The 13,329-nt window shown below is 37.0% G+C and carries 15 protein-coding genes and 1 riboswitch; of the genes, 2 read left to right on the top strand and 13 right to left on the bottom strand.

The annotated features are described in order from the left end of the window. Positions 1-2: 2 nt before the first annotated feature. The 9 genes from JNUCC74_RS01495 to JNUCC74_RS01455 all read right to left on the bottom strand — a co-directional run bounded on the left by JNUCC74_RS01495 (position 3) and on the right by JNUCC74_RS01455 (position 5,702). Positions 3-335: a phage distal tail protein gene (locus JNUCC74_RS01495; protein ID WP_454066641.1), complete on the bottom strand. Its 333-nt coding sequence runs from the start codon at positions 333-335 to the stop codon at positions 3-5. Then, the gene (locus tag JNUCC74_RS01490) at positions 335-811 is read right to left on the bottom strand and encodes a hypothetical protein (protein WP_454066640.1); all 477 of its coding nucleotides are present in this window, start codon (positions 809-811) and stop codon (positions 335-337) included. Before JNUCC74_RS01490 ends, JNUCC74_RS01495 begins: the two co-directional genes overlap by 1 nt. Next, positions 801-1,340 (bottom strand): distal tail protein Dit, encoded by a 540-nt coding sequence (locus JNUCC74_RS01485; protein ID WP_454066639.1) that lies wholly within the window; start codon positions 1,338-1,340, stop codon positions 801-803. The genes JNUCC74_RS01490 and JNUCC74_RS01485 overlap by 11 nt, the downstream gene beginning before the upstream one ends. Positions 1,341-1,350: 10 nt before the next feature. Next, positions 1,351-2,940 (bottom strand): phage tail protein, encoded by a 1,590-nt coding sequence (locus tag JNUCC74_RS01480; protein WP_454066638.1) that lies wholly within the window; start codon positions 2,938-2,940, stop codon positions 1,351-1,353. Next, positions 2,930-3,298 carry a hypothetical protein gene (locus JNUCC74_RS01475; RefSeq protein ID WP_454066637.1) on the bottom strand — a complete coding sequence of 123 codons (369 nt, stop codon included), beginning with the start codon at positions 3,296-3,298 and terminating at the stop codon, positions 2,930-2,932. The genes JNUCC74_RS01480 and JNUCC74_RS01475 overlap by 11 nt, the downstream gene beginning before the upstream one ends. Then, on the bottom strand, positions 3,295-3,657 hold the full coding sequence (locus JNUCC74_RS01470) for a tail assembly chaperone (protein WP_077319126.1): 363 nt from the start codon (positions 3,655-3,657) through the stop codon (positions 3,295-3,297). Before JNUCC74_RS01470 ends, JNUCC74_RS01475 begins: the two co-directional genes overlap by 4 nt. A gap of 324 nt (positions 3,658-3,981) precedes the next feature. After that, on the bottom strand, positions 3,982-4,512 hold the full coding sequence (locus JNUCC74_RS01465; protein ID WP_454066636.1) for a phage major tail protein, TP901-1 family: 531 nt from the start codon (positions 4,510-4,512) through the stop codon (positions 3,982-3,984). Positions 4,513-5,134: 622 nt separating this feature from the next. After that, entirely contained in the window at positions 5,135-5,551 is a 417-nt protein-coding gene (locus JNUCC74_RS01460) for a helix-turn-helix transcriptional regulator (RefSeq protein ID WP_077319124.1), read from the bottom strand. Then, complete coding sequence (locus tag JNUCC74_RS01455) at positions 5,499-5,702, bottom strand: hypothetical protein (RefSeq protein ID WP_454066635.1); 204 nt, start codon at positions 5,700-5,702, stop codon at positions 5,499-5,501. The genes JNUCC74_RS01460 and JNUCC74_RS01455 overlap by 53 nt, the downstream gene beginning before the upstream one ends. 167 nt (positions 5,703-5,869) lie before the next feature. Between JNUCC74_RS01455 and JNUCC74_RS01450 the strand changes: the two genes are divergently transcribed. Both JNUCC74_RS01450 and JNUCC74_RS01445 read left to right on the top strand, forming a co-directional pair. Continuing rightward, complete coding sequence (locus JNUCC74_RS01450) at positions 5,870-6,217, top strand: helix-turn-helix domain-containing protein (RefSeq protein WP_454066634.1); 348 nt, start codon at positions 5,870-5,872, stop codon at positions 6,215-6,217. 238 nt (positions 6,218-6,455) lie between these two features. Beyond that, on the top strand, positions 6,456-6,917 hold the full coding sequence (locus tag JNUCC74_RS01445; RefSeq protein WP_454066633.1) for an ImmA/IrrE family metallo-endopeptidase: 462 nt from the start codon (positions 6,456-6,458) through the stop codon (positions 6,915-6,917). A gap of 244 nt (positions 6,918-7,161) precedes the next feature. Here JNUCC74_RS01445 and metE read toward each other — a convergent pair whose 3' ends face one another. From metE to JNUCC74_RS01425, 4 genes are all read right to left on the bottom strand, one after another. Then, complete coding sequence (gene metE, locus JNUCC74_RS01440; protein WP_454066632.1) at positions 7,162-9,450, bottom strand: 5-methyltetrahydropteroyltriglutamate--homocysteine S-methyltransferase; 2,289 nt, start codon at positions 9,448-9,450, stop codon at positions 7,162-7,164. A 169-nt stretch (positions 9,451-9,619) separates the two neighbouring features. After that, a complete protein-coding gene (locus tag JNUCC74_RS01435; protein WP_454066631.1) occupies positions 9,620-11,467 on the bottom strand; it encodes a bifunctional homocysteine S-methyltransferase/methylenetetrahydrofolate reductase in 1,848 nt (615 codons plus the stop codon). Then, positions 11,464-12,591: a PLP-dependent transferase gene (locus JNUCC74_RS01430; RefSeq protein ID WP_454066630.1), complete on the bottom strand. Its 1,128-nt coding sequence runs from the start codon at positions 12,589-12,591 to the stop codon at positions 11,464-11,466. Before JNUCC74_RS01430 ends, JNUCC74_RS01435 begins: the two co-directional genes overlap by 4 nt. A 213-nt stretch (positions 12,592-12,804) precedes the next feature. Further along, a complete protein-coding gene (locus tag JNUCC74_RS01425; RefSeq protein WP_454066629.1) occupies positions 12,805-12,975 on the bottom strand; it encodes a YezD family protein in 171 nt (56 codons plus the stop codon). A gap of 182 nt (positions 12,976-13,157) precedes the next feature. Then, a riboswitch (SAM riboswitch) is annotated at positions 13,158-13,262 on the bottom strand. Positions 13,263-13,329: the final 67 nt, after the last annotated feature.

The following is a 13,329-nucleotide window of genomic DNA, read 5'->3' as shown; positions in this document are numbered from 1 at the left end:
TTCTACAACCACCTCTCTGTATACTTAACCTCCAATTGCATTGCTGGAACTGTGCTTATTTCATTTAAGCCAGGTTTTAATCTGAAAAAATCAGCATAAACGAGGTCAATTGTTTCCATTTGCAATTGTTCATTAATAAATACTTTTTGTTTAGAAAAGTCTACTCTAACCACATCATTAACCTTAAATGGGTAGTGCAGTCTTAGCTTTTGGTCATCTACACTGTATTCCACATAAGGTATTTCTTCTTTTATCACCGAAGTAATGATAGGAGCTGTACGGACTGTTCCTTCAACATTTACTTCATTCCTTTGAGCTATCTCTATCCAACGCATTATTCCTCACCCTCTGATGGAGGCATTTCTTGCTGACCTTCTAAAGCTGTTAATCGCTTTTTAATCCCTTCTATTTCGCTAGAGATGAAAGAAATGGTCGATTTATGTTCTTGACTTATTTGAGTTAAATTATGAATACTCCCCTGCATGGATGTAGTTCTCTCATTTATTGCTCCAATATCAGTTGTATTTCTCGTGATATTATTGGAATTTGCACTGGTATTCTCATGGATTTGATCAATAGCTGTTTTATTTGTTTTTACTTGTTGATTGACCGCTGCTAAATCGTTTTGTACTACCGTCATATCTTCCTTCGTATTATCTAAACTTGATTGTAATGCTTGATCCCTATCCTGAAGCCGCTTTGCTTCTCTATCGATTTTATCTGCATTTTGCGCAAAGTTAGCAATGGAAACATCGATTTTATCCGTTATTTCCGGCTTTACTAACTTTAAATTTGGTGTATTAGTTGCCAATTAAATCACCCCACTTTTGATCTCTGTATTCTTCCCAAGTAAACTTTTTTAAAGAAATCGTTTGGTGTGTTTTACCATATTTAAATGGATCTGAGCATAAAAAAACTAGCTCGCCCACCAAACTATTTGCAGTTTCCTCGGGTACATCATTTGCCGATAATGTTGCATAAAAAAAAGCCTCTTCGTCTGTAAAGGCTAATTTTCTTTTTGAACCTTGCATTAAATAATTCAATTGATTATATCGCCCTCTAAACCCTTCTTTTGTTTGATCAGATAATTTATATTTCACTGTAATTTCTCTTGCACTCCATGTTGGATTATTTGCCTCCAACATTCCATGAATTCCAGGTACTTCAATTGTAGTGATTCGTTGCTCCATATTTCCTCTTCCGGCAACGGTTAATGTTATAAAGCTCCCTGTTTTATCGGTTAATCGTTCATCTAGATTAATCCCGTTAAATAATGTCTGCAAAAGCGAGCTTTTTCCTCCACTCTTACTACCTGCCACCGTATCTTTAAAAGTATACATCATGCACCTCCTACCAGCCTTGTTGTCTTGTTAGATTCGTTTTTCTTGATTGGGCATTCGTAATGTCTTCTACAAACGCGCTAAATTGCTGCTTGCCAATAGATACATTTACCATTGCAGGCTGCTTTTGTACATGCCATTCATTTAAAACCTGATTCGACAGTTTATGGTTTGCTGCTTGATTTAATTGATGAACCTGTCCAGAAATAGCTGGTAAAGCGAATTGAGGATCAAACGAATCCTGTACTTTATCTGAAACTGTACTCGCTGCTGCAATTACACTTTTAGCCATTTGGTTAATTCCTAAAGCAAAGCCTGCCATTGTGTCATCTCCAATATCTCTAAACAGGCGCGAAGGAGATTTAATCCCTAAGAAACTCAAAACACCGTCTACAGCATCTTTTGCAGCTTTTAGGACTGCTTCTCCCACCTTTTTTGCATTATCCTTGATTCCAGTTATTAGGCCCATAATTAAGTCCTTTCCGGCTGAAATCATTCTCCCGGAAAACTCAATTACCTTCCCAGGCATTTTGGCTATTTGTGTTCCAACTTCGGTAACAGCCTCGGTAAGTTTTGTTCTTATTGCATTAAACACTTCCTGAAACTTTTGGCGTACAGTAGAAACAATGGACTGAGCTTTTTCTACAGCATTTGACACCATCGTTAAAAACCCTTGGACTACTGCATCTTTTGCATTACCAATTAAGGTTGAAATCGTTTCTTTGACTTGAGTAAATTTAGTCTGAATCGTTTCCCATATCCTAGTTGCCATCGTAGTAACGAACTCTTTCATGATGCTCCACACATTTTGAAAGGTAGACTTAATCGTTTCCCACGCCCCGGACCAATTACCGGTAATGACCTGCATCACCGTTCTAATGATTCCCATAACAATGGTCATAGCGAGTTGAATGACTGTCTTGATTGTATTCCAAACCGTTGTAATTACGGTTGAAATCGTTTGCCAAGCTGCTGTTAAAAAAGGCATTAAGAAGTTCATTACTGTTGTGATAACCGCTAGGATTGCTCCCCATATGGTCTGAAAAGTTTGCAATATTAACGCTTGATTTTGAGTCCACCACGCGGTTAGTTGTCCCCAAACACTCATGACAAACCCGACTATTTCTTGAATAATTGGCATGATGAAGGCTAATATTGCTTCCCAAACACTCATCATGATATCCCGGAAGGTTTGGCTATTTGTCCAGAGATATACAAATGCTGTCGCTAACAAGGTAACTAGTGTAATAATTAAAGCTAGTGGATTAGCAGCTAATATAGCAAATAGCCCCATCACCGCCTCCTTTAATACCATCATCTTTGGTAAAAAGTTAGTCATTACTGAAGAAATCGTAAGTAGCAGTGTGGACATCCCACCAATCATTCCAAGGAACGGCTCAAGCACTGCCTGAACTTGAGCGATTCCTTCTGACATTCCCGGAATAAACCCTAATGATTGCTCCATTTCAGCCAATTTATTAACAACTGGGTCTATTTGTTCCTGCAAAACAGCAAATGAGTCCCCCGCACTTTTTAAACCGTCTGCTTGTGAGACAAAAGCTTCCATAAACCCACCTGCTGCATTTGATTTATCCCCCATAAGGCACCTCCTTTTCAGAATTAACCTGTTTAGCAAGATCCGCTAAACGCCTCATTTTATCATTTAAAATCTTTGGTTTACTTACTTCTTTTAAATGCTTTTCATAATCAAAGAAATCTTTAAACCGTCTATAAATAGGCACTTGCTTTTTCCCCTGTTCCTTTGTAAGTGTCACCTGATGATTAAGCCAAGCCTGTTTATACATCCTGTATTCTTTATCAATTTGCTGTAATTGGAATGCACGCACTCTTAATGTGTATTCTCTTAATGTTAAAATCTCAATGTGATAAAGACTTGTAAAATTTAAATAACGAAAACAGTTAATGATAATTTCATGATAGGTTTCCTCTGAAGTCAAACTTCTTTCACGCTGGCTGCCTGAAGCTGTTTGATGGTATCCTTCATAATTGGTGACTTTCCCAATTCATTCTTTAACTCCGCAAATAGATCACCAAGTCCATCATTATCTATTGCATACTGCTCAATTGCTTTTTCAATTTGTTTATTACTTGGTGGCGTATCTAAATGTGAAACGGCAGCTTTCAAGATGTCTTGAAGAACTGCTGGATTTAATTGCTGAAGATTCATAAAAGCCATATTCACACCCATGCCAAATTTCATTCCCTGATAATCAATTTCGTATATTTTATCTAGTTCACGAATAAATTTAATCCCAAATTTCAATGCATATGCTTTTTCGTTTATCATAAATTCCATTTTGTATCACCTTTCTTTGTAAGAAATGTTATAAGAGGATGGTACAAATCTGCTTTCATTGCCTCTATTTGCGGGACGTTTTTTAACTTTAACTCTAGCGTTCCTACAATGATAGCTTTTTTTATCCTCATTTTTAAAAAAGTTCAATAATAACATATGAATTCATCTGGTGACAGACGAATTCATATGTTAATAAAAAGTCGTCGGTAATTCTCTTTACCTACGAACTAATTAAGAAACTAAACCATTGTTTATATATAAATCCTGCTTTCTTGTGCGATAAAAACATTACAATTATTGTCCTTATCATCACAAGCAGCAAACTTATTGATTCTCTGCGCCTTCAGCCAATTCTGCTTGCGTATCCTGGAATGCATATTGCACGGCTAATTGCTGCGCATCTGTAAGCGTTGCTTCACCAAATTGCGGCTCTAATTCCACTGTAAAGTTAGCAGAAATTGCTGCATTTTCCTCGGCATTTGCGGGGTCCTCCCATGAGTCTAAATAGCCTTGTGCATAAATTGCAGGGTACTTATTATCTGGTGATTTCAATTCGTCATCTACAGCAACTTCCCATATTTCTAATTTTTGCCCATTAATCACAGATTGACGAAGCATATTAGCAACCGGATCATCCATTGCTTGAATCGCTTCAATAGCAACTTCGGATTCTAACCCTCCAACAAGAATTAACGATCCATCCTTTGTAACAATCCTTTCCAATTCACGAGAATAGCTAAATGTATGTTCAGTTTGAAATACTAACTTTGCAGCTTCCTCATCTTGTTTTTCCAATAAGCGGAATAATAAGATTTTATTTTTTCCTTTTTGCATTTTAATTTGTGTATCTGTCATTTTTTATATCCTCCTAGGTATTTTTTAATAAATTAAAACAACTACATATCTTCTACTACCATCACCCATGCATTACACCATTTTCATCACCTCCTTAAGTTATTTAAGAAAATTTTGGCTAATGCCTAGTCTTCAGGTGATCACCGGTTGCGCTTAAACATAAAAGTTTACGGCAGTTGGTATCCATGCAATAAAGTGAAACTTCATTCAGTAGGAGTTTTCTTCCCTCTCCTACTGAATGTTAGTTGAACCAATCGGGCATTTAGGTGCCGTTTTCTCCCACTTTGACCCTTTGTATCAATTCAGGTCTTGAAGTGGGAATCTTACGGCACCTTACATGCGGGATAAACCATAAAATTTTATACTTTCCTATAGTACAAAAAGAATATCCATCTTGTACAAAACGGATATTGTCTCCCTCCATAATAAAAAAGCCTCAAATACCATTCTGGTGAATTTAAGACTTTGCTCTTTGACTATTATGCTGTTTTTTAATAATTAGTTTAACGTCACTTTCGAACAAGACTTACTTCCATATTATTTTCTTAACTAGTAATCGTTGCTTAATCAATTAACAAATCTTGCTGGTTCTATTGTACAATTGGTTTGATTTCCCTGTCATCTACTGTGAAGACTGTGTAAACTGTAACATTTTGTCTATGATAGAATCTCTAATCGAATAAATATGCTTTCTTGATAACCCCATATGTTTACTGATAGCGCTTATCGTCATTCCATCTAACATACATTCTAACACCGCCTTTTCTCTCGGCTCATCAACAGCTGGCAAGCGCTCTTGAATAAATAGTACTTTTTTTTCCAGCTTCATTAACCACGAACTTTTCTGCTCTCGTCTAATTACTTCCTTTACAACTGGATTACCGACTATCCCTTTTGCTTTAGGCAGTGTGGACTCAAGACCAGAAACAGCAACAACTCTTGTGCCGATATCTTCATTAAGTATATCCTGCTGTCTTTTTATTTCTCTAATCATCCAATGATAATCCTTTAACGTCCGTTCCATTTGTTGTTTGTTCACAAAACCCTGCCCCTTTCTTAAACAATTGCTCTGCATATTCACTACGAATAACTGGAGACAGTGCTCCTGTTCGTTCACCCTTTCTATAATCACTAACAACCCAATGAATGTCATTATTAATTCTCTTATTTATATCTTGTTTGTAAGCCATCATCATCTCCTCCAATCGTTCCAAATTTTAACTATAGAACGTTTGTTCTTATATTACATTGCTAAAATAGAAATGTCAAATTGTGTCCTTGCTAATATAGAAATGCTTGTTTCTTTTTTAGCAATCATGTTATGATTTATTTGCTAGTATAGAAAGTGGTGTCTACATTGAAAATTGGAAAACGAATTGTTACATTAAGAGAAGCTAGGAACTGGACGCAACGTGAGCTCGCTAAACGCATGAACATAAATGTCAGTGTGATGAATCGAATTGAATCCGGAGATAGACCAATAAAAGATCGTGAATTAGACAAACTAGCAACCGTACTAAATGTTACCACCGACTATTTACTAGGCAGATCCGATAATCCTAAGCTCACAGAAGAAGAAGCATTTACAGCATTTCGTAATGATCCTTCACTAGAAAGATGGTACAAAGAATTACCAAAGAGTAAAGAAGAAGATCTACGAAGATTAAAAAGAATATGGGAAGCTTTTAAAGAAGAAGAGAAATAAGAGGATGTTCAAAAAGTCTGGTAAGAATGACGCGGCGAATTTATAAGCAAAAAAGAGCTTTTCTTTTTCAAGGGGTTAAAAAAAATGCTTCGCCAGCGACACACCACCATTTTCGAAGGAGATTGCGATCCTAGCGACATCAGATTATTTATTTTTGAATACGCACTTATAGTGTATTTGATGTACACTATTTATTTTTCACAAGTAAACGAACATACATTCTGTTTAGGGGGATCTAATGTTTCATTACACACGTACAGAGGACTATGTCAAACAATTACTATTAAAATTAAATATGAATCAGCCTTCTGATTTAACTATTGATAAAATATCCAATGCATTACAGATTCCCGTTTATTATTGGGAATTTAGCAGTGAAACGGTTTATCGAAACGGGAAATGCCTTATTTTCTTACAAGCGACAAACAGTGAACAAGTACAATGGCAAGAATTCAGCCATGAAATTGCTCATTTTTTGTGGCATACTGGAAGGCAAGAATTCTTACCACCCACGTTTATTGAATTACAAGAATGGCAAGCTAATTATTTCAGCTACCACCTATGTATACCTACTTTTATGTTACAACGGATCAAAACGAAAATAACACCAAAGTATGTGATGAATTTATTTAATGTTGAATACGAGTTTGCCTGTAAGCGTTTAGAAATGTATCGCAACAAATGGCTCGCTTCTATCTGAAACGAGCCTTACATAATAGACTTACTTTTCATTTGCAGTTTGTTAATAATCACTTTGGCCGTTTACCTCCCGCTCTACTTAGAGTACGCTTTAGAGCGAAGAGCCAACTGTCATATACTAACCAACGCGTTAATGAAGAAAAAATTTAGTTCGTGTAGATAATTGACCAGTTGTACATATACTGCATAGAAAATTTTTCGTCGTCGAATCAACCCTATACGAATTTTTTATTCTAGCAACAAGATTACTTTTGAGAGGCCAACTGTTTATTTCTCACTTCTTTTGCAGCTTGCACCATAACTTTTAAGGCGGCAATGGTTTCGTCTTCTTTTCGTGTTTTTAAACCACAATCTGGGTTAATCCAAAATTGGTTAGGTGCGATCGTTTGTAATGCACGATGAATATTTTGTTTAATTTCATCAACAGATGGAATACGTGGACTATGAATATCATAAACACCTAAGCCAATTTCTTTTTTATACGTATTATCTTCAAAGGTAGAGACCATTTCACCATGACTCCGTGACGTTTCAATTGAAATTACATCTGCATCAAGATCGTCGATACAATCAAAAATATCTTCAAAATTGGAATAGCACATATGTGTATGAATTTGTGTATCGGCTCTAGTGGTTGCCGTAGCGAGGCGAAAGGCAAGTGACGATTCTGTTAAATATTCATCCCACTTTGTTCGATTAAGCGGCAACCCTTCACGTAAAGCTGGTTCATCTACCTGAATAATGTTAATTCCGTTTTCTTCCAAATCTTCCACTTCCTTTTGCAATGCTAGAGCAATTTGTTTCATAATTTCATAGCGTGGTGTTGTATCATGAACAAAAGACCAGTTTAAAATGGTTACCGGCCCCGTTAACATTCCCTTCACCGGACGTTTTGTTAATGACTGTGCATAAACGCTCTCCTTCACTGTTATCGGTTTATCCCAAGACACATCTCCAAAAATCAATGGCGGTTTGACACAACGTGAGCCATACGACTGCACCCAGCCAAACTCTGTCACAGTAAAGCCATTCAATTTTTCCCCAAAGTATTCAACCATGTCATTTCGCTCAAATTCACCATGAACGAGAACGTCGATATCGAGTTTTTCCTGAATTTTGATCCAGCATTTAATTTGCTCCTTCACAAACTGTTCATACGCTTGATCCGTAATCTCACCTTTTCTCCATTTGGTACGTGTTTTTCTCACTTCAGGCGTTTGCGGCAAACTGCCAATTGTCGTTGTCGGCAGTAACGGCAATTGTAAACGTTGCTTTTGCTTTTCAATCCGTTCTGCAAATGATACGGTTCGGTGTGCATCATCACTTGTTAAATTGGCTACTTTTTTTCTTACCTCATTATTGGATTGATACGTCTTTATTAATTGTTTAATTGCTTCCTTCGCTTGATCGAATTCTGCTTGAACGGAGACTATACCATCATTCAACCCTTTCGTTAATGCAACTGCTTCATCCAACTTCTCATCAGCAAACGAAAGTCCTTCTAAAATGACCTGATCCAGCTTTTGTTCTAATGTTTTTGTTACCGGAACATGCAAGAGCGAACAAGATGGTTGAATAATAAGCTGGTCATGATGAACTAGCTGTCTAATCACTCCCAAAATCGTATGCTTTTCTGGTAAATTAGCTCGCCAAACATTACGTCCATCAATAATCCCGGCTGCTAACACCTTATCCTTGGGAAATCCATATGTTTTTAATAGTTCTAAAGAATCTCCGTGAACAAAATCCATGCCAATCGCTTTTACTGGAAGATTCACTATTTTTTCATAAGCAGTTATTTTTTCAAAATACGTTTGTAGAATAATTTGCGCATGAGGTACGTGTTCAGCAAAAGTCTGATACACTTTTTCAACTACTGCGATTTCTTCTTTCGATAATTGCGTTACTAAGATTGGCTCATCTATTTGAATCCAAGATGCCCCCGCTTCGACAAGTTCCTGTAAGATCTGTACATATTGTGGTATAAATTTTTCCACAATTGTTGAAAACTCTTGCTGATCATAACCCTTTGCCAGTTTTACAAATGTAACTGGGCCTAAAAGGACAGGCTTTCCATCAATACCTAGTTTTTCTTTAGCTTCTTGATAAAAGCTTAAAGCACGGTTCTCTACTAATGAAGGCTTAACGCCATTTAATTCCGGAACGATATAATGATAGTTTGTGTTAAACCATTTCGTCATTTCTGAAGCGACTGCCCCATCTGTTCCGCGTGCAATAGCGAAGTACGTGTGCCTATCTACTTTTCCACCAATATAGTTAAAACGTTTCGGTACGATTCCAAACGTAATGGCCGTATCTAAGACATGGTCATATAAGGAAAAGTCATTTACCGGAATTAAATCGATTCCTTTTTCCTGTTGTTTTTTCAAATTGCGTAAACGGATTTCTGTTGTTTTTTCAATTAATTCCGTCTCAGAAATGACTCCCCTCCAAAAATTTTCTAATGCTCTTTTCCACTCGCGATTTTCTCCAATTCTCGGATAACCAAGATTCGAACTCTTTATTTTTGACATATATACTCCTCCATTTTTTATATGTGATCGAAAATCATGAGATACATATTATTGATTATTGACATTCTCTCTCGGGTTCCCAGGTTCTAGGGTAGGTTAATTAATTATGTTCTAAACGACTATCGTTTAGATTTTGATGTATACTTATCCTCAAGCCCTACACCCTAAATTAATGTAAGGATAAGCTTGCTTGCACTCGCATGGCATTTGTTTTTTGATGAATATAGTTAACTAATTCGACGATCATATCATAACGCATAAACGGAGTGATAAGATATATCCCGTGAAAATGTTCAAAAGCTGTATCAAGTAGCTCTTTCGAAATAGCAATACTTTCTTTTGTTGATTGTTCTCGGTTTCCTTCTGCTTTTTTCATACGCGATCGAACTTCATCCGTAAGCTTTATCCCCGGAACTTCATGATGTAAAAATTCAGCATTTCTTGTAGACGTTAATGGCATAATTCCAATAAAAATCGGTGTCTCTATATGTGAGGTCGCTTGTTTCAAAGCAATTATTTTCTCTTTGCTATAAACGGGCTGTGTCATGATATAATCAGCACCACTTGCTATCTTTCTCTCCAATCGAGCAACCGCTTTTTCTACATTATTCACATTTGGATTAAAAGCTGCGCCAACTGTAAATGAGGTATGTTCTCTTAGAGAATGCCCGGAGAATGACATGCCCTTATTTCCTCTTTTAATTAATTCAATTAACTGAAACGAATTAACATCAAAAACAGAAGTTGCTCCGGGGAAACTGCCAATTTTAGTTGGGTCCCCTGTTATTACTAAAATTTCATGAATTCCTAAAATGTCTAAACCCATCAAATGCGACTGTAAACCAATTAAATTACGATCTCGGCAAGCTATATGGACTAACGGTTTAATTCCGTGCTCTTTAATAATTGTTGCAACAGCTGTATTACATATTCGCGGTGTTGCAAGCGAATTATCAGCAATTGTCACTGCGTCGATTCCAGCTTCTTTTAACGCTTGTATTCCCTGGTGATATTCTGTCATATCTAAATGTTTCGGAGCATCTAATTCAACGATAATGGTATGTCGTTCTTTTGCTAATTCTGCCAGCGACTTTTCTTTTCGTTTCCTTTTTACAATTACTCTCGCTCGCTTCGGAATTTCTACCACTTTTTCTGTAATGGGGGCCGTATCTTTTAATCCTTCAGCTAATGCTTTAATATGATCAGGAGTTGTTCCACAACAACCACCTACTAAACGTACCCCCTCTTCTCGCAATTGTCCGGCACACTGTTTAAAATAAGCCGGTTCATTTTCGTAATAAAGTACACCATCCCGATATGCAGGCAAGCTTGCATTTGGATATGCAGCTAAAAAGGCCTTTTTTGGTAAAGGAACGGATTGTAAGGATGTAATCATTTGGGATGGTCCAAAACGGCAATTAACACCAACAACATCCGCACCTAAAGATTCCAGTTGGTGTAACGCTTCAGCCAACGGTATTCCATTTTCCAAAACTCCCGGAACATGCATGGACACATTTGCAATAATAGGAATTTCTGTTTCCTCCCTGGCAATTTCTAACACCATCGTTAACTCATCGAGATTATAATAGGTTTCTAAAATAAGCCCATCTACTCCCTCTAAAAGTAAACAATATAATTGTTCTCGAAAGCTTCGTTTAATTTCTTCTTTTGTTTCATTTAATACTTGAACGCCGTGAATACCGCCAATCCCCCCTAAAATATATACTCCTTGTTGACGAGCTTGCCTTGCAATTTGTACTGCTTTTTGGTTAATCTTTTTAACTTGCTCTTCTAAGCCGTATCGTGCCAATTTAATATAATTTGCACCATATGTGTTTGTTTGAATGACTGTTGCTCCAGCATGAATATACGCTTCATGTACCTGTTGAACTTGATCTGGATGTGTTATGTTTAATTGTTCAAAACTTTGATCGATGCCATACGAATATAGCATCGTTCCCATGGCACCATCTGCAATTAAAATTTGCTCTTGTAGTTGTTGCAATAAGCTCATGTTTGTTTCACCTCCTCCTTTACGATTAAATCAAACGCTTGATTTAAATCTGCAATTAGGTCATCTGCGTGTTCGATACCTACTGAAATCCGCAATAAACGATTAGACAAACCATATGCATTGCGAATTTCTTCCGGAATATCCATATGTGTTTGGGTAACAGGATACGTAATAAAGCTCTCTACTCCTCCTAGACTCTCTGCAAAGGTAAATAATTGTACAGCCTTTAAAAATGGTGTTACATAAACTTGATCAAGAATTTCAAAACTGACCATGCCGCCCCGACCAGGATAATAAACACCGGTAACAAGCGGGTGCTGTTGCAAATACGGAACGATTTGCTTTGCATTGGCTTCATGTTTTTCCATTCTAACGGCTAACGTTTTTATCCCCCGGATTAGATTAAAACAATCAAATGGCGATAGGACAGCTCCTATTGACTGATGGAGAAAAGCAAGTTGTTCACTAAGCCTTTCTCCTTTGACAATGACCAATCCTGCTAACACATCATTATGCCCAGCTAAGTACTTCGTTGCACTATGAATGACGATATCTGCTCCTTCTTTAATCGGCTGTTGAATTAACGGAGTGTACAGCGTGTTATCAACAATTAAAAGCAGACCATGCTGTTTAGCGATGTTCGAAACTTTTACTAAATCAACCGTTCGCATTAACGGATTCGTGGGTGATTCAATAAAAATTGCCTGTGTATTTTCTTTGATGTTTGAAGCTAATGTATCGTAACAATCGCCTTCCCAGTAGGTAAATTCAAACCCGTATTTATCTTGAAGCATTGCAAAAAACCGATAATTTCCTCCGTAAATGTCTCGTGACGAAATAAAATGCGTATTTTTATGAAACATGGAAAATACTAAATGTACTGCTGCCATCCCAGAAGCTGTAGCAAAGGCTTTGTCTCCGTATTCCAGCTGGGCTACTGCTTCTTCAAGTACATCACGAGTAGGACTTCCACAGCGGGAATAATCATAGCCCTCATTCGAGCTAATTTCCGTATGGCGAAAAGCAGTAGAGAAATAGACCGGCGTACTTACCGCATGAAATGGCTCATCTTTACGATTTCCAATTTGCGTGACAAACGTTTCTTGCCTACATCGTTTCGTCATTATATAAGCTCTCCTTTCTATGAAATAACAAAAATTTGAACAGGGCTAGCGTGCCTCGTCCACACGCGTACCTTTTCGCTGCCGAATCCGTTTTTGAATAAAAATTTATACTCTCTTACGTATAACGATTTCCCGACATAGAAAAAGGCATCCTACACCTTCTCTAATAATTTGATAGGTGAAAGATGCCTTTAGTTGTCTAATCGGCAGTAATTATTTACATTTTTGCAATGAACGATTGCTATTATTGGTAAACCGCTTTTTCTCCGTTGTGTCAATTTGCGTAACCCTTCCATCATGGACGGTAATAACGACAGATCCGTATTCCATTTCATCTAAGCTTTTCTTTAAATATTGCCATTGTACTTTATCTAATTTACTCATTTTCTCATCTTCCCTTCTTTTCATTGTAAAAAGTACAAGCACCAAAATCATTTGGAACTCGTAAAGCAATTGCCCATTTTATTTAGGAAGAGTTACCTATTATTGAATGATCCAATAAAAATATAAAAACCTCTTCCTAATAGAAATAAGAAGAGGTTGGTTGATTAATGTCTTTATCACTCTTCTTATCTTTCAGGCATTGTGCTTGCTGGAATTGGCACAGTACTTTAACAAAGTCTGTTGCCGAGGCTTCACTGGGCCAGTCCCTCCACCTCTCTGGATAAGAAATACATGTATATTAAATTTGTTTATTACTCTACACGGAAAATATATGGTTGTCAATATTTTATTTGA

This window comes from Cerasibacillus sp. JNUCC 74 (genome assembly GCF_053667775.1).
The sequence above is the reverse complement of the archived record's forward strand: the minus strand, read 5'-3'. Positions and strand labels throughout refer to the sequence as shown.